The organism is Brachybacterium sp. AOP24-D1-21 (assembly GCF_052378665.1).
Classification (GTDB): Bacteria; Actinomycetota; Actinomycetes; order Actinomycetales; family Dermabacteraceae; genus Brachybacterium.
In genome coordinates this window covers 2,573,265-2,594,806 of the sequence record NZ_JBQSXX010000001.1, presented here as the reverse complement: position 1 = coordinate 2,594,806, position 21,542 = coordinate 2,573,265, and the positions used below count along the sequence as shown (strand labels likewise).

The following is a 21,542-nucleotide window of genomic DNA, read 5'->3' as shown; positions in this document are numbered from 1 at the left end:
GAGGGGCCGCGCCGGGACGCCGTCATCGATGGAGCTGGGGTCACTGCAGGGAGGACAGGTCACCGCTGCAGAGGATCTCGCTGGTCATCTCCTCGGGCGGCAGCTCCTCCTCGCTGAAGCCGAAGTCGCCGACGATCGAGAGGTAGCGCTCGGGGTCCCCGATGATCGCGGCGAGCTTCTCGTTGTAGGCGTCCAGCAGCGAGGTGTCCTCCTGGCGGAAGACGGTGCCGCCTGCGCCGACCTGCTTCACACCGTCGATCTCCTGGACGAAGCTCTCGGTCACCTCGACGTCGTCGACGGTGTTGTCGGCGAGCCAGTTCAGGGAGATCGCGGTGAGGGCGAAGGCCGCGGCATTGCCGGCCTTGAGCGCATCCACGCCGTCCTGCGGGCCGCCCACCTCGATGCTGTCCAGGCCGAGCGCGGCGACATAGTCGGACTCGACCGCGCCGGACATGGTGGCGACGGTCAGACCCGAGTCCACGAAGGAGTTCATGTCCACCAGGCCCTCCGGGTTGCCCATGGGCACCATCAGCGCGGTCGTGTACTGGAACTCCGGCTCGCTGAACGCGGCCTGCGCACAGCGGTCCGGGAGGATCGACATGCCAGCGCTGACCGCGTCGAACTGCCGGGAGTTCAGGCCCGGGATGAGCGAGCCCCAGTCGGTGAGCTTGCCCTCGACCTTGTCGATGCCGAGCTCTCCGAAGATCTCCCGGTGCAGGGCGAGGGTCGCGCCCATCAGCTCGCCGCCCTCTTCGAAGCTGTAGGGAGCTTCCCCGGCGAAGCCGACGGTGATGGTCCCGGCGTCCTGCAGCTGGCTGAGGAGGTCTCCCCCGCCGCCGCCGTCGCTGCCACCGGCCCCGGTGTCCTCGCCGCCTCCGGTGCTGGTGCGGCTGCAGGCGGCCAGCCCGCCCAGTGCGGCGGCCGACAGGACCAGACCGCTTCCTCGGATGAAGTGTCGGCGGTTCTGCATGGAGATGCTCCCTTGGCGTGTATGTCTCGTGCTCTGCGGTGATGTACGACACTACCTGCTGTCCGACAATCCGCAGATCAGCAATTCGGATCACACCCACGCTAACGGTACCCAAGGGGTGAAGATCGACCTCGAACCGCTTTCGTGATGGTGTCGTGACCCGTGCGGCAGGCCGGCCCCGAGCCGAGATGTGACAGCGATGACTCGCCACGTGCATGCCTGCACCGGTCGGAGGGCGGATGATTAGATGACGCCCCGCGCGTATCGCGCTCGAGCACAGGAGGATGCGATGCCACCTCGCCAGGAAACGGTCCGGCTGCCGATGATGCAGCCCATCCGCCGCCCTTCGATCATCGATCAGGCCGAGCTCGAGCTGCGCAATGCGATCTATTACGGCGACCTGCGCCCTGGTGACACCATCCCCGAGGTGCAGGTGTCCAAGCAGATGGGGATCTCGCGATCCTCGCTGCGCGAGGCCTGCCAGCGCCTGGTGAGGGACGGTCTGCTCACCCAGATCCCGGGACGCGGCCTCTTCGTGACCATGATGGATGCCGAGACCATGTCGGACTTCATCGACTACCGGCTGGGGATCGAGATGCAGGCCGTCTCGATCGTGGCCGATCGCGTCAGCACCCTGCGGGCGAAAGGCGACGACGGCGCTGTCGAGTCGCTGCTGGCCCCGCTGCGCGATGCCCTGGAGCGGACCCGGCGGGCGCTCGAGGCGGAGGAGGTCATCGAGGCAGGCAACGCGGACCTCGAGCTGCACCAGCAGATCGCCGAGCTCGCCCGGAACCGGTTCCTGATCTCCGCCATGAGCACGATCGTGATCCTCACCCGGATGGGGAGCTTCTCGGACCCGCGCGGCTTCGGCGTGCGGGCCGACATCACGGCCGCCCACGAAGCGCTGCTGGACGCTCTCTCGGCGGGCGATGCCTCACGTGCCCGCGCGGTGCTCCGCGAGACCCTGCAGGAGCTGGCTACCCGCCTGCGCAGCGGGGCGAGCCAGCAGGACGTGGTGCGCGACCCCGATCTGCTGGAGTCCGACGGTCCTGAGTGGACCACCCTCGGCGAGGACAGCCAGCTCTCCTGAGCGCTGCCGCCGTCCCCGACCGGTCCGACAGGTCCGTCCGGGATGCGAGAAGGCCCCTCCCCCGCGGTCATGCCGCAGGGTCGGGGCCTTCTTCGTGCCGATCATCCGGCCGATCAGAATCGGCCATCGGCGGAGACGAGAGGATTTGAACCTCCGAGGCGATTTTGGTCGCCTACTCCCTTAGCAGGGGAGCGCATTCGGCCGCTCTGCCACGTCTCCTGGTGCTGGCTCTCGCGCAGCACGCCGCCACAGCATACGGGAGGCCGGGGAGTGCACCAAAGCGAGAGCGCGCAGATCACGTCACATCTGTGAGCAACCCGTTCAGAGGCCGAGCTTCTCCTGCAGCAGCGCGATGTGCTTCGGGGTGCCGACGCGGTACTTCACGAAGGTCAGCACGCCCTCAGCATCGATCCCGAAGGTGGAACGGATGGTGCCCTGGACCAGCTTCCCGTACATGTTCTTCTCGCCCCATGCGCCGTAGGCCTCCATCACCTGGTGGGTCTCATCCGAGGCGAGCGTGTAGGGAAGCTCCTGCTCGGCGACGAAGCGATCGAGCTCTGCCACCGGGTCCGGGGACACCCCGATCACGCGGCAGCCGGCATCGAGGAACAGCTGGTGGTTGTCTCGCAGATCGCAGGCCTGTTTCGTGCACAGGGAGGTGTTCGCCGCCGGGTAGAACCACAGCAGTACCGGGGCGCCGCGCAGCGCGGCGAGATCCACCCGCCCACCGCCGGCGGTGGGAAGGTCGAAGGCGGGGGCGGCATCGCCTACGGCGAGCTTCACAGGCGCGGACGACGCGGGTGCGGTCGGCTCGGGCGCGGACGACGCGGTTGCGGACGACTCGGGTGCGGACGGCATGGGTCTCCTGACGACGATGAGGTGACTGCTCAGCCTAGCGGCGCAGTCTGCGGCGTCCCAGGTAGACCTGCCGGAAGCGGCGCTCGGCGTGCCGATCTCCGAGCAGCAGCAGCTGCCCGGGGGCGGAGGGGATCGACTCGGTGTCATAGCCCACGGTGCCGTCCTCGTCGAGGACCGCGACGATGTGGCAGCCGGTCCTGCGGCGCACCGCGTCATCGCGCACCGATCGGCGCACGAGCGAGGCGGGCCGAGGCACCAGGAACAGCTCGTTGCCCTCGGCGACCAGCACGCGATGGCTGAGGCCCGCGTGGTTCCACAGGTCGGTCGCGCCGGTCGTGGCGTAGGAGAGCACGCTGTCCGCGCCGGCCCGGTAGAGCGTGGCGACGTTGCGCTCGTAGGTGGCGCGGGAGACCACCTGCAGCTCGGGCCGCAGGCGCCGGCAGAACAGCGTGAGGTAGACGTTGAGGTCATCGTCGCGCGGGGTGACCAGCACGGCCGAGGCGTTCTCGAGGCCCGCCCGGCGCAGCACCCGCTGATCGGCGGCATCCCCCTCGACCACGGCGTAGCTCGCCGTCCCCTCGAGCACCGAGTACGAGTTCTCGACCCGGCCCGGCATCACCTCGACGATCGTGTTGGGGATCCCCTCGTCGCTCAGCGCACGGGAGGCGGATCTCCCCACCCGGCCGCCGCCGAGGATCACGACGGGCTCCTCGGAGACCTCCTCGCTCTGGAACTGCTCGTCATACTGGGCGAGATCGGCCGCCTGCCCGGCGAGCACCAGCACCGTGCCGTCGGTGATCCGCAGATCCGGCGTCATCGCTCGCAGCCTGCCCTTGCGCATGATCGCGAGGATCCGCACCCGTGAGCGCAGCAGGGGGATCGCCTCCCCCAGCGTGAGGCCCACCAGCGAGGTGCCGCGGGCGGCCGCCTCGGCGATGAGGGTGGAGCCGAAGGAGCCGATGGCGTGGAACCGCCCGGTCGAGCCGAGCACGCGAGAGGCCATCTCCCTGCCCAGCACCGCTCCGAGCTCGAGCACGTGATCGGCGCCGGCGAGATCGAGCACGTCGACGGAGACCGGCTTCGAGGCGGTCACCGCGATCGGCACCCTGGCGGCGGCCTGGCGCACCGTGAAGGCGACGTTCGTGTTCGCGGTGTCCGAGAGCGTCGAGACCACCAGGCGCGCCCGCGATGCTCCGGCGTTGCGATAGGTCATCGCGGAGTCCAAGGGACCGACGATCACCTGTCGTCCCTGGTCATGCAGCTCTCCGGCGAGCGCGATGTCCTCGAGGACCACGACGGCGGCCACCTGCGACCGCTCAGCCCGGGCGGCGAAGGCCTGGTTGACCGCGTCGGAGCCCACCAGCAGCACGTGATCGCGCAGGGTCGGCGGAACCTTTCGCGGGGTCCGTGCGGCACGGCGCCGGTCCAGCCAGGGGGTGACGACGTACTGGATCACGAAGAAGGGAAGCAGCACCAGCATGTAGACGACCCCGCTGAGCAGCACCCACAGCGAGAACAGCCGGCCCAGGTCGGAGGTGAAGGTGATGTCCCCATAGCCCAGGGTGGACATGGTCGTGATGGTCCAGTAGACCGCGCTGGCCCAGGAGTGATCCGTCACCTCCTGCGCCATCAGGACTTTGAAGACCGCGGAATGGATGATCACCATCAGGGCGCCGATCCCGAGGATCACGACTCCGGCCTTCGACCGTCGGCCGACGAACAGAAGCCGCTCCACGCGCGTGCGCTCACCTGTCGACAGGCCCATTGCTGTCCTCTCCACGGCCGTTCGGGCTGCTCGCCCGTCCGGTGCTCTGACCCGGCTCGCGGGGTCCCTCGGTGCACAGTAGGCCTCACTGGGCACAGGGCGCATCCGACGGGGCCCCGCTGAGCGGAGCGTCACCGCCGGGCTGTGCGCTCGGCCGGCTGTGCTCAGGCGGTGTCGGGCCCGTTCTCCCAGGCATGGGCGACGAGCTCGGCCAGCGTCGCGGTGTCGATGTCCTCGAGCTTCCTGACCCAGACGCAGCCCGCACCCCGCCGGTGCTTGCCCAGCCGGTCCAGCAGCTCCTCGGAACGGGGGAAGCCCTGGATGCCGTAGAGCGCGAGCTCGGCCCTGCGGGGGCTGAAGCCGAGCTGGAAGGTGTCACCCTCGCGGCCGCTGGCGTAGCGGTAGTGGACCTCGCCGTAGCCGATCATGCTGGGCCCCCACATGGTGGCCCGCTCCCCCGTGGCCTCGCCGAACATCTCCAGCAGCATGGCGCCCTCGCGGCGGCGGCGCGCATCGAGCCCGGCGACGTACTGCGCCGGGTCGACCTCCGTGGCGTGGGTGGTGATGTCCGCAGCGCCCGTGCCCGTCGCACCCTTGGTCACGACGTCCTGTCGCTGTGCGGGCGCGGGCGGGTTGCGGAAGGGGACCCCATGGAGCTCGAGCACCGCCTGCAGCCGACGCCCGGCCGCCGGACCCACTCCATGCAGCTGCGCGAGCTGCTGCCAGTCGAGGCCTGCGAGCTGACCGACGGTGTGCAGATCGGAGCCGGCCAGGGCGCGAGCAGCAGGCCGGCCGACGCCGGGGACATCTCCGATGGAGGTGGACAGGTCACTCATGGAGGGAGCGTAGAGCAGTGGCTCCCGCCGCACCTTGCACCCGCCGGTCTTCCCCCGGCTGTCTTCACCCGGCTGTCTTCACCCGGCGAGACCGCTGAGGCCGCTGAGACCTGCACCGTCGGCCCGGGCGATGGAGGCCCGGGGGACGAACTGCGTCGGCAGCCCGAGATGTGCGGGGTCCGCCTCCCGGAGGGTGCCCTCGTGGAGCATCTCGATCGCCCGCGCGCCCATGTCGTAGCGCGGCACCCGGATGGTGGCCAGGCCCGGGGTGACCATGGCGGCGAACGGGATGTCATCCCAGCCCACCACGCTGATCTGGCCAGGCACGTCCACGCCGTAGCTGCGCAGGCGCTCCATCAGCGCCAGCGCCATCAGGTCGTTGTAGACCAGCACTGCGGTGGCATCGGTCTGCAGCAGCGCCTCGGCCGCAGCGCGGCCGCCGTCCGCGGTGGGAGGGAAGGGACCGATCTCGACCCAGTCCAGCTCGGCTTCGGCGCAGATACGGCTGATCACGGAGCGGCGCGCCCGGTCCGAACGACTGACGGCGGGTCCACCCACGTATCCGAGGCGACGGTGTCCGAGCCGACGCAGATGCTGCACCGCCGCGGGGATCCCCGGCTCGGGATCGGCGTAGACGCCGGGCAGCTGAGGCGAGACCCGGTTGACCAGGCTGAGCCGGGTCAGAGTTGCGGCCTCGCGCAGGGAGTCCTCATCCATCCGGCTCGAGCACAGCATGATCCCGTCGACCTGCGGGGCGAGAGTGCGCACCAGAGGCAGCTCACCGTCCGGGGACTCCCCCGCGTCGGTGATCAGCAGCTGGGCGCCGAGCTGGTGGGCGCGCGCCTGGGCTCCCTTGAGCACCGCAGGAAAGAAGGGATTCTCGAGATCGGGCACGATCACCCCGTACACCCCGGCGCGGCCGGTGATCAGCGCGCGGGCGGTGCGATTGGGGCTGTACCCGAGGTCGGCCGCAGCTGCTCGGATGCGGGCCAGCGAGCTCGCGCCGACCATCTCGGGGCGCTGGAAGGCGCGGGACGCGGTCGCGATGGAGACCCCTGCCTGCCGGGCCACGTCCTTGAGCGTCACCGCCATGCTCGCCTCCTCTGCGACCTGCAAAGTTTGCAGTCACTGCGGAGAGCATAGCCGAAACATGGCCCTCCACCCAGGCCAAATGTATGCAATCGTTTACGATGTACGGCGATGGTGGCCGTCGGGACAGCGGACGTCCCTCACCCATCCGAAATGGAGAACTTCATGACCCTGCGCAACGACGCCCTCGAGGCGAGCATCCGCTACGACGGCTCTGCCCGCTCGCTCCAGCTCATCGCCTCCGCGGCGACCGCGCTGAGCTCCTTCGAGGGCGAGGCCGCTGCAGCCGGTGAGGGCCACGTGCTCACCGGCCCCCTGTCCACCGCGAACGCCAAGGCGCTGCAGGCCGCCTTCCCCGCGCTGCGCCCCCAGAAGATCGGCGGCCACCGCACCTCGATCGGCACCGGCGACCGCACCGGCCTCGCCACTCCCGGCCAGGCGCGCGCCTTCGCCACCCAGGGCGCCGGCGTGATGCCGGTCCTCGCCCAGCAGTCGATCCGCGAGATGGACCGCCTGGGCCGCAACGCCCAGTCCGTGATGGATGACGCGATCTTCGGCCTGGTCGAGGCCGGCTGGGACAGCGGCTTCGGCGCCGACTGCGACCACATCAAGACCACCGAGGGCATCGACCGCGGCCTCGACGCGGGCTTCGTGATGTTCACCCTCGATCCGGGCGACATGGTCGCCGACGTCACCGCCGGCGTCTCCGAGGCCGACGCCGCGGCGCTGCCCTGGGACCAGCTCGAGGACTCCCTCGAGGCTCTCAAGCAGCGCTACGTGGGCATGACCCTGGACGTCGGTCATTCGCAGATCGAGGTCACCGAGCAGGACGTCCTCACCGCCGCCGTGAAGTACGGCCGCGCGGTCGTGGAGTCGATGCGCCTGTACCGCCACGTCACCGAGAACGCGAAGCACGAGGTCGAGATCGAGTTCGCCGTCGACGAGACCGCTTGGCTGACCACCTTCTTCGAGCACTTCTACATGGCCTCGGAGCTCAAGCGCCTGGGCGCCTCCTGGTTCAGCTTCGCCCCCCGCTACGTGGACGGCTTCGAGAAGGGCCTGGACTTCCTGGGTGACGCCGAGGAGCTGCGCACGAACCTCGAGGCGCACCACGCGATCTCGCAGCAGTTCGGCGGCTACAAGATCTCGCTGCACTCGGGCTCGGACAAGTTCTCGATCTACCCGCTGTGCGTCGAGGCCACCCAGGGCCTGGTGCACCTGAAGACCTCCGGCACCAGCTACCTGTGCGGCGTCGAGATCGTCGCCGCTCATGACGCGGAGCTCTTCTCAGCCATCTGGGACATCTCCCGCGCCTCCTACGTCGAGGCCCGCGCGAGCTACCAGGTCTCCGCCCACGAGGATCGCACCCCGACGTCGCTGGAGGGCGTGGACCTGCTGGAGCTGATCCGCTCGAACGACGCCCGCCAGATCCTGCACGTCGGCTATGGCGATTCGCTGAACGGGAAGGACGCCTCCGGCGCTTCGATCCACGACCGCTTCCTCGCAGTCGTCGCGGCGAACCAGGCCCAGCACACCGACGTCCTCGCCGCCCACATCGGGAAGCACGTCTCGCCGTTCGCGGCGCCGCTGGCTCGCTGATCCCGCAGCATCCTCAGAGGGCCGGTTCGCGTTTCAGCGCGGACCGGCCCTCCGGCGTATGGCAGCGGTGCAGTCCGGCGTTCCCGCCGAGCCGCGGGTCCTCGTCTCAGCCCCGCGTCTTCCGCGCGATCCGGTGCGGCAGCAGTATCAGCAGCGCGGCCATCAGGCCGAGCAGCAGCAGGCTGACTCCCACGGCGATACCCCGGCTGAGCACCACATCGATCACGAAGCCGGCCACGGCGCTCAGCAGCACCCCGAGCAGCAGGATGGCGGCGTGCAGCAACGTGTTGGCGGTCTTGACCATCTCGTCCTTGGCCCGCTGGCGGAACAGTCGCCGGTGCATCCCGACCGGGGTCAGCAGCAGAGCGACGATCAGCAGAGCGAGCAGCAACAGTCCGAGATACCAGCCGATCTGGACCGGGTCGAGCTCCTCGAAGCGCGACTGGAAGGGCAGCACCACCAGGAACGCTGCGAGGATCTGGGAACCGGTCTGCAGCACCCGGATTTCCTGGAGCAGCTCGTTCCAGTTGCGATCCAGCCGCTCGGCCGCGGATTCCTCACGCTGGTAACGCCCCGCGGTCGGCTCCTGCGCGGCGGGCGAGACCTTGTCCGGGCCCTCGCCTGGAACCCCGTCTGGAACCTCGTCTGGAACCTCGTGGACGCCCATCGGCTCAGTGTAGAACCAGCGTCGGCGGTGCAGGACCCGCCCCGGCGGCACGGCCGGTGTGCGGGCCGTGGAACGATGGGTGCCAGGACGATATGAGGAGTCGCGGATGCTGGGTGCGTTGATCGGGACCGCCTTCTGGTGGGCGGTGTATCTGCTGGTGTTCCGTCGGGATCGCCGACGGGTGCGCAACGGGGTGCTGCTGCTGATCGCGCTCTATTCGAGCCTCTCGACGCTGGCTCGCCTGGTCTCCACCGCGCTGCCCCTGGGCGATCTGCTGGTGCTCGTCGGGGCTGGCGTGGCGCTGCTGGGCGTGCTGGTCCTGGGCGTCTTCCTGGTCTGGAACGGGTTGACGATGGTGCGCAAGGAGGGACGCTCTCTGGGCAACCTGCTCTCTGCGCTGGCGGGACTGGCACTCCTGGGAGCGCCGGTGGGCTCCGCGGCAGCGGTGCTCACGATGACCCCGCTGGGCCTCGGCGCCGGGGCGCTGCTGGCTCTGCTCGCCCTCCATGTGGGGTTGGCGTTCCTTGTGTTCCTGTGCGCCTCGATCCCGTACCAGCTGTTCCCGCGGCAGCTGGCGACCAGCGGCGTGATCATCCACGGCTCCGGGCTGATCGACGGCAAGGTCCCGAAGCTGCTGCGCAGCCGGCTGGACCGCGCAGTTGCAGAGCGCGAGCGGCTGCTCGGCGCCGGGCTGGATCCTCTGCTGGTGCCCTCGGGCGGCCGCGGCGACGATGAGCCGCGCGCCGAGGCCGAGGCGATGGCGGAGTACCTGATCGAGGAGGTGGGGGTGCCGGCGGAGCGGATCCGGGTCGAGGCCGCGTCCCGCACGACCGCGGAGAACCTGCGCTTCTCGCACCAGATCCTCGACGAAGCCGGTCATCAGGGCCCGTACGTCGTCTCCACCAGCAGGTATCACGCGTTCCGTGCCGCTCTGCTCGCTCGGTCGCTCGGGTACGCCGATGAAGCGATCGGAGGGCCGACGGCGTTCTACTTCGTGCCCAGCGCCACCCTGCGCGAGTTCCTCGCGATCCTGTCCTACCGCAAGCTCTGGCTCAGCGTGGGCTTCCTGCCCTCACTGGTCTTCGTGGCGCTGCTGGTGCGAGCGGCGACGCTCGCGGTCTGAGCACTCCGCCGGCTAGGCACTCCCCCGGCTGAGGACTCCCCCGTCCGGGCGGCGCCGCGTCGCGTCAGCGGCGCCGCGTCACGTCAGCGGCGCCGCGTCACGTCAGCGGCGCCGCGTCACGTCAGCGGCGCTCGTCGAGCGAGCGCACCCCGCGCCAGGCGGCGGGGATCAGCACGGCGGCGATACCGGCCTTGACCAGGCCACCGGCGACGAACGGCCACACCCCGGCGGCCAGGATGCCGCCCAGGCCCAGCTCCGCACCCATCACGGCGTTGAGGATCATGGCGAGGTAGGGCACACCGAGCAGGAACGGCACCACGCTCGCGGCGACGAAGCCGGCCATGGCGAGGAACGGCTTGCGGTCCCAGGCGCGCTCGGCGAACCAGCCCGCCACGAAGGCGGCGGGTACGAAGCCGAGGATGAACCCGAAGCTCGGGGAGAGGACCGCGGCCGGCCCGCCCGTGAACTCGGCGAACACCGGCGCACCTGCCAGCCCGACCAGCAGATAGGTGAGCAGGGCCGTCGCGCCGCGGCGGGAGCCCAGCGCGGCGCCGACGAGGATGACGCCGAGGGTCTGACCGGTGATCGGCACCAGCGGCAGCGGAATCGTGACCTGGGCGAGCAGGGCCACGATGCCGGCGCCCGCGAGCACCAGGCCGGCGTCCTGCAGGCGGGTGCGGTGCGGGGCCAGGGCGTCGGCCAGGACAGGGCGGCGGGCCGGGATGGCGATCGCGGACATGGGGCTCCTCGGGAACGGTCGGATGCAGCAGGGGCCAGCCTACGCATTGACCGCATCCCGTCGCGACCGGTCCAGCGCGCTGCGAGCCAGGCGTTCGCAGTCCGGCGCACAGACCCCGGTGTTCACCACCTCGCGATCACCCCTTGCTGATCACAGTCTGCCGATCACAGTCTGGCGATCACCCCCAGGTCGGTCCTCACCCACCACGCACCGCTCCCCCGCCGCTCCGGCGGCCGTGCGTAGCGGTACTCGAAGTACCGCACCCGGATCCCCGTCGGCGCCCGACCCTCGAACGGATCGGTGCGCAGCAGGCGCCGTACGCCGGGGTCGCCGCTGCGCAGCTTCTCGAGCAGCGCCACGAACCAGGCCTGCGGGCCGGGACGCAGCGCCAGGAACCACATCTGCCAGTCCAACCGCAGGTGATAGGGCGCGAACTGCCTGGAGCGCCGGCGCACGTCCCCGGGCTTGCCCTTGAACTCGTACGGCAGCCATTCCTCCTCGTCAGCGGTGTCCGGGTCCGGGGCGCGGGTGCCCTCGATGACCACCTCGAAGCGTCTCTCCGTCATCGATCCGAAAGCCCCGTAGGCGTTGACCAGGTGGAAGCGGTTGAAGCTCGCATTCATCAGCTGCCGGGACGAGAAGAGGTTGCGCAGCGGCTTCCACGAGAGCACGAGCAGCCCCGCGAACACGGCGAGGATCAGCAGCTGCCACCACAGCGGCGAGGCATCGACGGCGGGCGGGGCGCCGGCTGCGAAGGGATCCCCGCTCCTCGGCCATCGCGGCCAATGCTGCCATCCCCAGCCCGGCCAGGGCCCGCCGGTCGCCCAGCGCAGGAACGAGTCGCTGATCGCCGCGAAGGCGACCAGGATCGTCAGCCAGTTCAGCCAGGCGTAGTTGCCGGTCAGCACGAGGAAGAGCTGGGTGAGGATCACCGCGACCGCCGCGATCGAGGCGAACGGCTGCGGCAGCAGGATCAACCAGATCACCCCGAGCTGCACGGCATGGCTGCCGAGCACCTCGAGTCGGTGCCACCAGCGCGGCGCGAGGTGGGCCAGGCGGCTCAACGGACCGGGCATCGGCTGGGTCTGGTGGTGATGATCCATCGCGGTGAGGTCCCGCCAGGACTCGTCGCCGCGCAGCTTGATCATCCCTGCCCCGAACTCGAGGCGCAGCAGCATCCAGCGCAGGAAGAACAGGATCAGCAGCGGCGGCGCGACCGCGTGGGAGCCGAGGAAGCCCACCAGGAACCCGCACTCCAGCAACATCGATTCCCAGCCGAAGCCGTAGAACACCTGGCCCACGGAATGTATCGACAGGTACAGCAGCCACATCACGCCGAACACCGCGATCATGGACCATGCGGGCCCCTGCTGCGGCAGACCCACCACCACCGCGGCACCGAGCACGATGCCCACCAGGCACATCACCCGCAGCAGGCGATCGCTGTACGGGGTCCGGCGCCAGCGGAACAGAGTCGGCCCGGCGCGGTCGCCGACACGCTCGAGGAACTCAGTCGCCGGGAGCAGGCCCCGCTCCCCCAGCAGCACGGGGAACTGGTGGAAGCTCGAGAGGAAGGCGAGCATGAACACCGCCGCGACCCCCCGCTGGATCACCTCGCGGGCGATCAGATGGTCGTGCCCGTCCAGCAGGGCGAGCCAGCTCGTCCATTCCATGGCGTCCACGGCGTCCACCTCCGGGCTCGGGGTCTCCGCCTCCGATCATCCGCCGCCGGGCCGGAACTGTCACGGGCGCGCCCATGTCCCGGCGCCGACTCCGGCGCTCACAGCACGAAGGGTGCGAGGGTGCTGGCCGCCCACCAGCTGCAGGCGCCGAGCACGAGGGCGAAGCTCGCGGTCCACATCCAGGCTGGCACCGGGGTCAGCTGGGCGAGCTGGGCCGGATCGTCGGAGCTACCGCCGCCGGTGATCACCGCCCCCAGGTGACGCCAGGCACCCAGCAGCAGGAACACCCCGGTGGCCAGGGTCAGCAGCGCGGCGAGCGCGGGACTGCCCCACCACCAGAGGGCGCCGACGCCCACAGCAGTGCCGAGCACCGCGGCCAGGGTGTGCAGCGAGCGGGAGAAGAACAGCGAGAGCACGAGCACCACCAGAGCGATGGAGAGGGCGGTGCGCGCCCAGCCGTGCAGGGAGATCTGGACCAGCAGTGCGCCCACGATGGCGGGGGCCGGGTATCCGGCCCAGGTGGAAGCCACCCGGCCGACGCCGCGCCGCGGGCCGACGGTGACCGCGTGACCGGACATGTCGGCGCTGACCACGAAGCCGGTGAAGCGTCGTCCCATCAGGATCCCGATGACCGCGTGGCCGAGCTCGTGCACGATCGTCACCGCGAGCCGGGCGAACCTCCACAGCGGAGGCAGCACCACGACGACCAGTGCGAGGACGAGCGCGAGCAGTGTCCACCAGCCGGTGGCGGGCGCAGCGTCGGGCATGAGGCGGCCCGTGATCTCGCGGCCGATCTGCTCGAGGGTCATGGAGCCATGGTGACAGCTCCGGCCTGGAGCGCGCTGGGAGCGTGCCAGACTGTCCGCACCCGTCGACGACGACTCGAAGGACCTGGTGGCACCGCATGCCGGACATCGACCCCGCCCTCGCCCGATGGATCACCGCCCCCGGTGAGGATCCGCAGAATCCGCTCCTGCGCATGTCGTTCGAGCTGGCCTCGCCGCCGGTCGCGGCGCGGCTGCTGGTGACGGGCCTGGGCACCTTCCGCGCCTATCTCAACGGCGCTCCGATCAGCGACGGTCTGCTCGACCCGGGGCTGACGGATCCTCGCCGACGGGTGCAGGTGTGCGAGGTGGACGCTGCGGAGCTGCTCACCCGCGGCGAGAACGTGCTCGGCATCGAACTGGGCCGCGGCTTCCATGCGATGACCACCCCGAACGAATGGCGCTGGCATCTGGCGCCCTGGCGGGGCCCGGTGCGGGCCTGGGCGCGGCTGCGGATCGATCTGGCCGACGGCACCACCCGGGCGCTGTCCACCGGGGAAGGGTGGCGCACCCGGCCGGGCCCGGTGGTCTTCGACTCGATGTACGAGGGTGAGACCTTCGCTCCCACCGAGGACCCGGCCGCATGGCGGTTGCCGGGCTATGACGATGCCGGCTGGGCGCCGGTGCTGGTGGACCGTCCCGGCAGCGGGTCCCGCCGGGCGCAGAGGTCTGCTGAACCGCTGCTGGTGCGCCAGGTGCAGGAGCCCGTGGTGGTGCGCGAGGAGCTCCTCCCGACCCTGGTCTCCTCCACTCCGCAGCGGGTGGTGCTGGATATGGGACGGGTGATCGCCGGCTGGTGCCGCTTCACGCTCCCCGCTGAGGTGGGGCCGTGGGCGCCCCCGGTCGAGTTCGTGGCACGGCACGGGGAGAAGCTCCTGGCCGACGGCACAGTGGATGACGTGAACCAGCACATCCACACCGATCGCTTCCAGCAGGACCGGGTGCTGCTGCAGCCTGCCTTCGCACGTTCCTTCGCCCCGCGGCACAGCTACAAGGGGTTCCGCTATGTGCAGCTCGAACCGCTCTCGGGCGACCTGGCTGGGCTCCAGGTCACCGGGGTCCTCGCCCATGCGGATCTTCGCGAGGTCAGCAGGCTGAGCTCGTCGGATCCGTATCTCGAACAGTTCGACGCGGCGATGCGCGCCTCCCTGCTGAACAACATGCATCACGTCCCCACGGATACCCCGATCCAGGAGAAGAACGGGTGGACCGGTGATGCGCTGACGGCGCTCGCGGCGATGACCACGAGCTTCGATATGCGCCGGATGCTGCGCAAGTGGTTGGCGGACCAGGTCGACGGGCAGCGGGCGGACGGATCCCTCGCGGTGATCTCGCCGAATCCGGACTGGGGGTATGACGAGCTCTCGCCCGCCCCGGAGTGGACCTGCCTGCTGCCGACGCTACTGGACGAGATGGTCACCGAGTACGGCGAGGTGGGGCTGGTCGCGCTGCACGGTCCAGCGGCGGCGAGCTATCTCGCTCATGAGCTCTCCCGACGTGACCAGGAGGGGCTGATCTCGGGGGTGCTCGGCGACTACCTCAGCCCGGGCAGCCCCGGCCCTGCCCCGGAGGACAAGCGCCTGTCCGGTTCGCTGTTCGTGGCAAGGGCCCTGCGCTCCCTCGCCCATGCGGTGGACCTGGCCACGCTCGAGAGCGGCGGTGCGGGTGGTGACCCCTGGACCGCGAGCGGCGAGAGCATCGAGGGGGTGCCGGATCCGGAAGCATTGCGGGCCGACGCCACCGCGCTGGAGGAGGCGGTGAACGCCGTCTTCCTCGACCCCGTCGCGGGTCGCTACCGCGATCCCGGCACTCTAGAAGATTCCACCGCTCCAGAGGATTCCGCCGCTCCCGAAGATTCCGGCACTCGCGCCGAGGGCGGGAGGGCGAACACTGCGGATTCTCCCGGCCCTGCGGGCGCTGCCGCACCCGCCTACCGCCAGACCAGCAACCTGCTGCCCCTTGCCTTCGGGACGGTCCCGCCCGAGCACGTCGAGGCGGTGGTGGCGAATCTGGTGGCGGATATCGAGGCGCGCGGGGATCACCACGACTGCGGGCACATCGGAGTGCGCTTCCTGCTGCCGGTGCTGTCGGCGCACGGTCATGGCGAGCTGGCCTGGCGGGTGCTGAACTCGCCGACCGCGCCGGGATGGAAGGCGTGGCTGGAGGCAGGGAATTCGACCTTCATGGAGATGTGGGAGAACCCCCGCTCCTGCTCCCACTACTTCATGGGCACCCCCGCGACCTGGCTCCATGAATGGGTGGTGGGGCTGCGGCGAGGGCCCGACGGATGGCGGGACTTCGTGGTCGAGCCCGATCCGCGGGTGCCGGTGGCCCACATCGCCTTCTCCCGCGAGACGGATCTCGGGGAGATCGTGATCGAGGTGGACCGCGAGGAGCGCGTGATGACGCTGGTGGTCCCTGAGGGAGCCCGTGCACGGGTGCTCCTGCCCGGAACCGAGAAGGTCTGCGAGGCAGGGCGCCACGTCGTGACCTGGTGACAGCACGACGCCCGCCGTGCCCGGCCGAAGCCGGACCCGACGGGCGTCGAGGTCATGCGGCCGATACGTAGATCGGCCGGAGCGCTCAGAGGGCGCGGATGTTCACTGCCTGCAGACCCTTGGGGCCCTGCTCGGTCTCGAACTCCACGCGCTGGTTCTCCTCGAGGTCGCGACGGCCGGTGCCGGCGATGGCGCTGAAGTGAGCGAACACATCGGCGGAGCCGTCCTCGGGGGCGATGAAGCCGTAGCCCTTGTCGGAGTTGAACCAGGTGACGATGCCAGTAGCCATGGCGATATTCCTTCGTTGTCGTGAACCACATTCGTGGCCCGGGTATCCGTGACGACGGCGCCGCCGCGGATGGGTTGTGCCCCTGGCGTCACGGCGACCGATGCGGTCACCGCTGCCGTTCTGGGGGGCGGGTGCGGCCACGAGGGCCGCCTGAGCCGCGGCCAGCGACACGAAGTCGCCGATGCGGCCGAACTGGGGCCCGTAGGCCGTGTGGACCGGCGCGTCAGCGGAGGTGCTGACGACATGGCCGGCGAACTCTCCGGCGAGCGTGGCGACGTGGACGTCGTCATCGGCTCGGAGCCAGGAGAGGGTCTGGTGCGCTGCAACGGCTGCGGTGGCAGTCATCGGCGCGATCGTGAGGTGTGACGCAGAAGCGTCGTCGTACAAAGGCAGTGCGGAGGAGGTAATGAAGTCCCAATTTCGTCGGAAGTGCTGCGCGACCGTCGTCGGTCGCCTCCGAGGGAGGCATCCTGCGCCGTGCGTGTCTTCCACAGATCCTGCCATATGACCGGGCCGTGTGGACGACTTCGAGAAGACTACGGCATGAACCCTTGTGCTCGAACCCCGATGTGACCCACCGTACGTCCGGGACATCGCGACGGCATCGCCCCCGGGGCCCCAGGCCCTCAGTCCTCCCAGCGCACCTGTGCGGGCTCCTTGTCCGGGCGCCATCCGCGCCAGACCGGATGGCGCAGGCGACCGTCCTCGGTCCGTTCGGCGTGCTGCACCTCGCCCACCAGATCCGCGCGCACCCACTCGGCGTCACGGCGATCCGCTGCTGGCACGTTGTTCGCCGCAGGGGTCTTCCGGGTCCGGGAGCGGAGGGCGGTGGCGATCTGTTCGAGATCTCGGCCCGAGAAGCCGCTGCCCACCCGTCCCGCATAGCGCAGGACACCCTCGGTGTCGGGGACAGCGAGCAGCAGGGAGCCGAGGGTCCCAGAGCGCTCCCCCTTGCCGTGTCGCCACCCGATGACCACGACCTCCTGGTGGTGGGCGTTCTTGAGCTTGATCCAGGTGCGCGAGCGCTTCCCGGCCTGGTAGATGCCGCTCTCCTTCTTCGCCATCACCCCTTCGAGCTGCAGCTGCTGGGAGATCTCGATCGCATGCTCGACGTCACCGTGGTCGGCGTGGGGCAGCTGGACGTGCTCGGTCACGCTGACGGCGTCGAACAGCGCTTCCCGGCGTTCCAGATAGGACGCTCGCACCAGCGACTCACCGCCGCGGACCAGCAGGTCGAACAGCATCACGTGGACCTCGACCTCCTCCCGCGCTCGGGCGACGTCGCGCTCGCGGGTCAGCCCGAGTCGCTGCTGGAGCCGGGAGAAGGACGGCCGGTCGCTCCCATCCAGCGCCACGATCTCCCCATCCAGCACGGTCTCGCCAGCGACCCTGAGCTCCGGGTCCACGGCGTCGTGCAGCTCCGCGAGCTCGGGGAAGGTCGCGGTGAGGTCGTTGCCGCCACGGCTGGTCAGCCGCACGGCACCCTCGGTGACGGTCGCGATGACGCGCACCCCGTCCCATTTCATCTCGAAGGCCCACTCGTCCTCCTGGCGAATGTCGCCTCGAGTGCCGAGAGTCGCGAGCATCGGTGAGAGCGGCTCTCCCATGCCGGCCGCGCTCGACCCGGCCGGCTCCTCGTCCTCGCTGCGCCGCGGAGGCTTCCGCGACCGCGTGGTCGGCGCGCTCTGGGGTGCAGACCCGCCGCCCTCTCCGCCCTCGCTGTCGCCGTCACCGTCGGGCTGGTCCTTCATGAGGTGCAGCAGCCAGTTCGCCGCCGCCTTCTCCTTCGCGGCGGCGGACTTCCCTGATCCGCCCATCCCGCCGGTGTGGATGAAGGCATAGCGTCGCGGAACCCCGCCGAGGCCGCCGTCCGGGCGACCGTGGCAGACCACGATCACCTCCTTGCCCTCGCGCCATTTCTCGATCTCGACGGTGCCGGTATCCCAGAGGGCGACCTCCCCACCGCCGTACTCCTGTGCGGGGATGGTGCCTTCGAAGGTGCCGTACTCGAGGGGATGGTCCTCGGTCTGCACGGCGAGCCGGTTCTGGTCCGTCTCCAGCGGCGGGCCCTTCGGCACCGCCCAGGAGACCAGCACCCCGGAGTGCTGGAGACGGAAGTCCCAGTGCAGGCGTGAGGCGTGATGCTCCTGGATCACGAACATCGGCTCCTCGGAGTGCAGAGCCTCGAGCGCCTCCTGTGCAGCTGCGGAGCCGGTGTCCGGGTCGCGCTTCGGCGCGGGGACGGGCTCGGGGGTCTTCTCCGGGTCCCGCTTCGAGCGATACACCTCGAGCCGGTCCCGGGCGCGCTTTACCGCGGGTGCCTTCCCTGCGGCCGCGATGCCCAGCGGTGCGATCGGGTCGATGCCCTCCTCGAGCCGCTCGAGCACCTCGGCCATCTCGAGCTGTTCGAGGCCGGGGTCCTCGATCTCCTCCCAGGTGCGCGGGGCGGCGACGGTGGGCCGCAGTCTTCCTCGCAGCGAGTACGGGCAGATGGTGGTCTTCTGCCCGTTGTTCTGCGACCAGTCCACGAGCACCTTGCCGCGGCGCGATGACTTCTTCATCTCGCTCACGACCTGCTCGGGGTGGTCCTGCTCGAGAGCCCGGGCCAGCTGATGCGCGACCTGTGCGATCTCGTCGGCCGTGCTGCTGCCGTCCAGCGGCGCGTACAGATGGATCCCCTTGGATCCGGAGGTCACGGGATAGGAGTCCAGGCCCATATCGGCGAGGATCTCGCGGCACCATCCCGCCACGAGAGCGCAGTCCGCCAGCCCTGCGCCTTCTCCGGGATCGAGATCCAGGACCATCCGGTCGGGACCTGCGGGTTCGAGGTGCTCGTCGAAGCGCCACTGCGGGGTATGGATCTCGAGGGCTGCGAGCTGGGCGAGCCAGACCAGCACCGCGACCTCGTCCACCAGCGGGTAGGTGGCGGTGGCCTCGCTGTGCCGGATCTCGGCGCGCGGCACCCAGTCCGGTGCGTGATCCTCCAGATCCTTGCGGAAGAACGCCTTGCCGGGCCGCTCGGTGGTGCCGACCCCGTCGACCCACCGTTTTCGCGTCGCGGGACGACGCGCGGCCTGCGGGATCAGCAGCGGCGCGATGCGGTGGAAGTAGTCGATCACCTCGCCCTTGGCGGTGCCCGTGGAGGGGTAGAGGATCTTGTCGAGGTTCGACAGCTTCACCCTCCGTCCGTCCACCTCGACGTGCTGTGCGGGGATGGCCATGGGCCCACTGTGCCCCCGATCGCCGCATTCGTCACGCCCCGGGATCGTTCATCTCCCATAGGTGCACAACCGTCCGACCGCTCGTTCCTGGTCACCGCCGGTTCTCCGTGATGTCATGGGGCATGCGCGCAATCTGGAGCGGTGAGATCACCTTCGGCCTCGTGAACGTGCCGGTGAAGCTCTACGGAGCCACCCGCTCGCACGACATCTCCTTCCATCAGGTCCACGATGAGGATCACGGGCGGATCCGGTATCAGCGCACCTGCGAGGTGTGCGGCCGAGAGATCGACTACGAGCACATCGACAAGGCCTACGACGATGGCGACAAAACGGTGGTGCTCACCGACGAGGAGCTGGACAAGCTGCCGGCGGAGGACAACGACGAGATCGACGTCGTGCAGTTCGTGCCTTCGGATCAGGTGGATCCGATCCTGCTCGGCACCTCGTACTTCCTCGAGCCGGTGGGGCGTTCCGCGAAGGCGTATGTGCTGCTGCGGCGCACGCTGGAGGAGACGGAGCGGACCGCTGTCGTGACCTTCACCCTGCGCACCAAGACCCGCCTCGGGGTGCTGCGGATCCACGGGGACCTGCTCGCGCTGCAGACCCTGCGCTGGCCCAAAGACCTCAAGGAGGTCGACTTCGGCCCCAAGAAGTCGAAGATCAGCAGCAAGGAGCTGGCGATGTCGGCGTCCCTGGTCGAGCAGTTCAGCGATGACTTCGACCCTGAGCAGTTCACCGACGAGTACCAGGCGCAGCTTCGCGAGCTGGTCGACGCCAAGCTCGAGCAGGGAGACTCCGTGGACACCGACGCGACCTTCGGGAAGGACAGCTCGAAAGACGAGGCCGACGCGGCTGGCGGCGGCGGGAAGGTCATCAGCCTGATGGACGCACTGGAACGCAGCGTGCAGAAGCGCCGCGGATCGGGATCATCGCCGGCACAGCAGAAGGACGAGACGGAGAAGAAGGGGTCGGGCCCGACGCGGAAGAAGTCGGACTCGGCGAAGAAGTCCTCGCACTCCACGGCGTCGAGCGCGAAGAGTTCCGGTGCCTCCAAGAAGTCTGGCGGTTCCAAGAAGTCCGGCGGTTCCGGGAAGTCCAGCGCCTCCAAGAGTTCCGGCTCCTCGAAGAAGTCCGGGTCCTCGGCCAAGAGCACAGGCACGAAGACCAAGGCTCCGAAGGCCAAGAAGGCTGCAAAGAAGTCCTCCGGTTCGTCGGCGGAGCGCTCGAAGAAGTCGGCGTAGGCCTCACCTCCCAGGGCACCGTCCGCCTCCGCCCTGCTCTCGCAGGGGCGAGGCGCCGTCGGCACCGAGGATCCTCATGGCGACATCTCCCGCGCTCGACGGGATTCCTGGGCTGCGACCACGGCGATCAGGGCGAGGGCGAAGCCGCCCAGCTGGACGGCCGTGAGCTGCTCGCCGAGCACGAGGAAGCCGAGCACAGCCGCAACGAGTGGGGAGAGCACCGGGAGGAACGCAGCGCTCCCCGCTGGCATCTGACCCAAGCCCCGGAACCACAGCACGTAGGCGAGAAGCCCTCCCACAAGCGCGAGCCAGGCATAGCCCATCGTCGCCTGCGCGTCGAGCGCCGGCGGCGTGCCTTCGACGGCAAGGGCGAGAGGGAGGATGATCAGGCCGCCAGCGGTGAGCTGCCAGCCTGCGAAGGCGATGGGGCCGACGGGTGGCCGCCACCGCTTGGACAGCACCGTGCCCACCGCCATCGAAGCCACGCCACCGATGCCCGCGAGGATGCCGAGCGGATCGAGCGCGGCATCGGGCCCGAGCACCGTGGCTGCGACTCCGAGCACAGCCAGGACTCCCCAGATCAGCCGACGCACCGTCGGCCGCTCCCGGAGCAGGACAGCGGCGAGCACCGCGACCAGCAGCGGCCCGGTGGCGCCGAAGACTCCCGCCACTCCCCCGGGCAGCAGGTAGGCGGCGAGGAACAGCAGCGGGAAGAAGGCGCCGATGTTGAGCGTGCCCAGCAGCAGGGAGCGCCACCACCAGTGGCCGTGCGGGAGGGCGCGGCCGAGCGCGAGGGCGAGCAGGCCTGCCGGCAGAGCGCGCAGAGCCCCGGACCACAGGGGATGATCCGGAGGCAGCAGTTCGGTGGTGACGAGATAGGTGGTCCCCCAGGTGATCGGGGCGATCGCCGTCAGCGCGACAGTCAGCGCGGCGGCCGACCCAGGGCGCGGAGCCGACGGCGTGCCACTCGCGGAAGCATTCCCGCCCCGCGATCTTTCGATGTCTAACTGTTTCATGGTTGAGAATGTATGCCTGCGATAGAGTCCCGTCA

Annotated in this window: 17 protein-coding genes and 1 tRNA gene; 5 read left to right on the top strand and 13 right to left on the bottom strand. The window is 69.8% G+C overall.

The window, feature by feature from the left end; all coding sequences use genetic code 11:
- Positions 1 to 40 precede the first annotated feature (40 nt).
- Complete coding sequence (locus ACT3UF_RS11585; protein WP_441443879.1) at positions 41 to 970, bottom strand: transporter substrate-binding domain-containing protein; 930 nt, start codon at positions 968 to 970, stop codon at positions 41 to 43.
- 289 nt (positions 971 to 1,259) lie between these two features.
- Here ACT3UF_RS11585 and ACT3UF_RS11580 point away from each other — a divergent pair, with 289 nt between their 5' ends.
- Entirely contained in the window at positions 1,260 to 2,060 is an 801-nt protein-coding gene (locus ACT3UF_RS11580; protein ID WP_444605824.1) for a GntR family transcriptional regulator, read from the top strand.
- Between the two features lie 130 nt (positions 2,061 to 2,190).
- Here the strand turns inward: ACT3UF_RS11580 and ACT3UF_RS11575 are convergent.
- From ACT3UF_RS11575 to ACT3UF_RS11555, 5 genes are all read right to left on the bottom strand, one after another.
- Positions 2,191 to 2,279 (bottom strand) — tRNA-Ser (locus ACT3UF_RS11575).
- Positions 2,280 to 2,381: 102 nt separating this feature from the next.
- The gene (locus tag ACT3UF_RS11570) at positions 2,382 to 2,918 is read right to left on the bottom strand and encodes a peroxiredoxin (protein WP_444608342.1); all 537 of its coding nucleotides are present in this window, start codon (positions 2,916 to 2,918) and stop codon (positions 2,382 to 2,384) included.
- A gap of 34 nt (positions 2,919 to 2,952) precedes the next feature.
- Complete coding sequence (locus tag ACT3UF_RS11565; protein WP_444605825.1) at positions 2,953 to 4,683, bottom strand: potassium channel family protein; 1,731 nt, start codon at positions 4,681 to 4,683, stop codon at positions 2,953 to 2,955.
- Positions 4,684 to 4,847: 164 nt separating this feature from the next.
- Entirely contained in the window at positions 4,848 to 5,519 is a 672-nt protein-coding gene (locus ACT3UF_RS11560) for a DUF1801 domain-containing protein (protein ID WP_441443883.1), read from the bottom strand.
- 78 nt (positions 5,520 to 5,597) lie between these two features.
- Entirely contained in the window at positions 5,598 to 6,611 is a 1,014-nt protein-coding gene (locus ACT3UF_RS11555; protein ID WP_441443884.1) for a LacI family DNA-binding transcriptional regulator, read from the bottom strand.
- Between the two features lie 162 nt (positions 6,612 to 6,773).
- On the opposite strand from ACT3UF_RS11555, the gene ACT3UF_RS11550 reads away from it, so the two are divergent.
- Positions 6,774 to 8,207: a tagaturonate epimerase family protein gene (locus ACT3UF_RS11550; protein WP_441443885.1), complete on the top strand. Its 1,434-nt coding sequence runs from the start codon at positions 6,774 to 6,776 to the stop codon at positions 8,205 to 8,207.
- A 106-nt stretch (positions 8,208 to 8,313) separates the two neighbouring features.
- Here the strand turns inward: ACT3UF_RS11550 and ACT3UF_RS11545 are convergent, their stop codons facing one another.
- The gene (locus ACT3UF_RS11545) at positions 8,314 to 8,874 is read right to left on the bottom strand and encodes a DUF6328 family protein (RefSeq protein WP_441443886.1); all 561 of its coding nucleotides are present in this window, start codon (positions 8,872 to 8,874) and stop codon (positions 8,314 to 8,316) included.
- A 106-nt stretch (positions 8,875 to 8,980) separates the two neighbouring features.
- Here ACT3UF_RS11545 and ACT3UF_RS11540 point away from each other — a divergent pair, with 106 nt between their 5' ends.
- Positions 8,981 to 9,997 (top strand): YdcF family protein, encoded by a 1,017-nt coding sequence (locus ACT3UF_RS11540; RefSeq protein ID WP_441443887.1) that lies wholly within the window; start codon positions 8,981 to 8,983, stop codon positions 9,995 to 9,997.
- 121 nt (positions 9,998 to 10,118) lie between these two features.
- Here the strand turns inward: ACT3UF_RS11540 and ACT3UF_RS11535 are convergent, their stop codons facing one another.
- The 3 genes from ACT3UF_RS11535 to ACT3UF_RS11525 all read right to left on the bottom strand — a co-directional run bounded on the left by ACT3UF_RS11535 (position 10,119) and on the right by ACT3UF_RS11525 (position 13,227).
- On the bottom strand, positions 10,119 to 10,736 hold the full coding sequence (locus ACT3UF_RS11535; protein WP_441443888.1) for a biotin transporter BioY: 618 nt from the start codon (positions 10,734 to 10,736) through the stop codon (positions 10,119 to 10,121).
- A 164-nt stretch (positions 10,737 to 10,900) separates the two neighbouring features.
- On the bottom strand, positions 10,901 to 12,409 hold the full coding sequence (locus ACT3UF_RS11530) for a lipase maturation factor family protein (RefSeq protein ID WP_444501809.1): 1,509 nt from the start codon (positions 12,407 to 12,409) through the stop codon (positions 10,901 to 10,903).
- A 107-nt stretch (positions 12,410 to 12,516) separates the two neighbouring features.
- Positions 12,517 to 13,227, bottom strand: coding sequence for a M50 family metallopeptidase (locus ACT3UF_RS11525; RefSeq protein ID WP_441443889.1), 711 nt, complete (start codon positions 13,225 to 13,227; stop codon positions 12,517 to 12,519).
- Positions 13,228 to 13,322: 95 nt separating this feature from the next.
- Here ACT3UF_RS11525 and ACT3UF_RS11520 point away from each other — a divergent pair, with 95 nt between their 5' ends.
- Positions 13,323 to 15,740, top strand: a complete 2,418-nt coding sequence (locus tag ACT3UF_RS11520) for a family 78 glycoside hydrolase catalytic domain (RefSeq protein WP_444600852.1) — start codon at positions 13,323 to 13,325, stop codon at positions 15,738 to 15,740.
- Between the two features lie 85 nt (positions 15,741 to 15,825).
- On the opposite strand, the gene ACT3UF_RS11515 is transcribed toward ACT3UF_RS11520, so the two are convergent.
- Together ACT3UF_RS11515 and ACT3UF_RS11510 are read right to left on the bottom strand one after the other, a co-directional pair.
- Positions 15,826 to 16,029, bottom strand: a complete 204-nt coding sequence (locus ACT3UF_RS11515; protein WP_299300980.1) for a cold-shock protein — start codon at positions 16,027 to 16,029, stop codon at positions 15,826 to 15,828.
- Between the two features lie 626 nt (positions 16,030 to 16,655).
- The gene (locus ACT3UF_RS11510; RefSeq protein ID WP_441443891.1) at positions 16,656 to 19,250 is read right to left on the bottom strand and encodes an ATP-dependent DNA ligase; all 2,595 of its coding nucleotides are present in this window, start codon (positions 19,248 to 19,250) and stop codon (positions 16,656 to 16,658) included.
- A 122-nt stretch (positions 19,251 to 19,372) separates the two neighbouring features.
- On the opposite strand from ACT3UF_RS11510, the gene ku reads away from it, so the two are divergent.
- Positions 19,373 to 20,491 (top strand): non-homologous end joining protein Ku, encoded by a 1,119-nt coding sequence (gene ku, locus ACT3UF_RS11505; RefSeq protein ID WP_444608341.1) that lies wholly within the window; start codon positions 19,373 to 19,375, stop codon positions 20,489 to 20,491.
- Positions 20,492 to 20,565: 74 nt separating this feature from the next.
- Here ku and ACT3UF_RS11500 read toward each other — a convergent pair whose 3' ends face one another.
- Positions 20,566 to 21,507: an EamA family transporter gene (locus ACT3UF_RS11500; RefSeq protein ID WP_444600850.1), complete on the bottom strand. Its 942-nt coding sequence runs from the start codon at positions 21,505 to 21,507 to the stop codon at positions 20,566 to 20,568.
- Positions 21,508 to 21,542 lie beyond the last annotated feature (35 nt).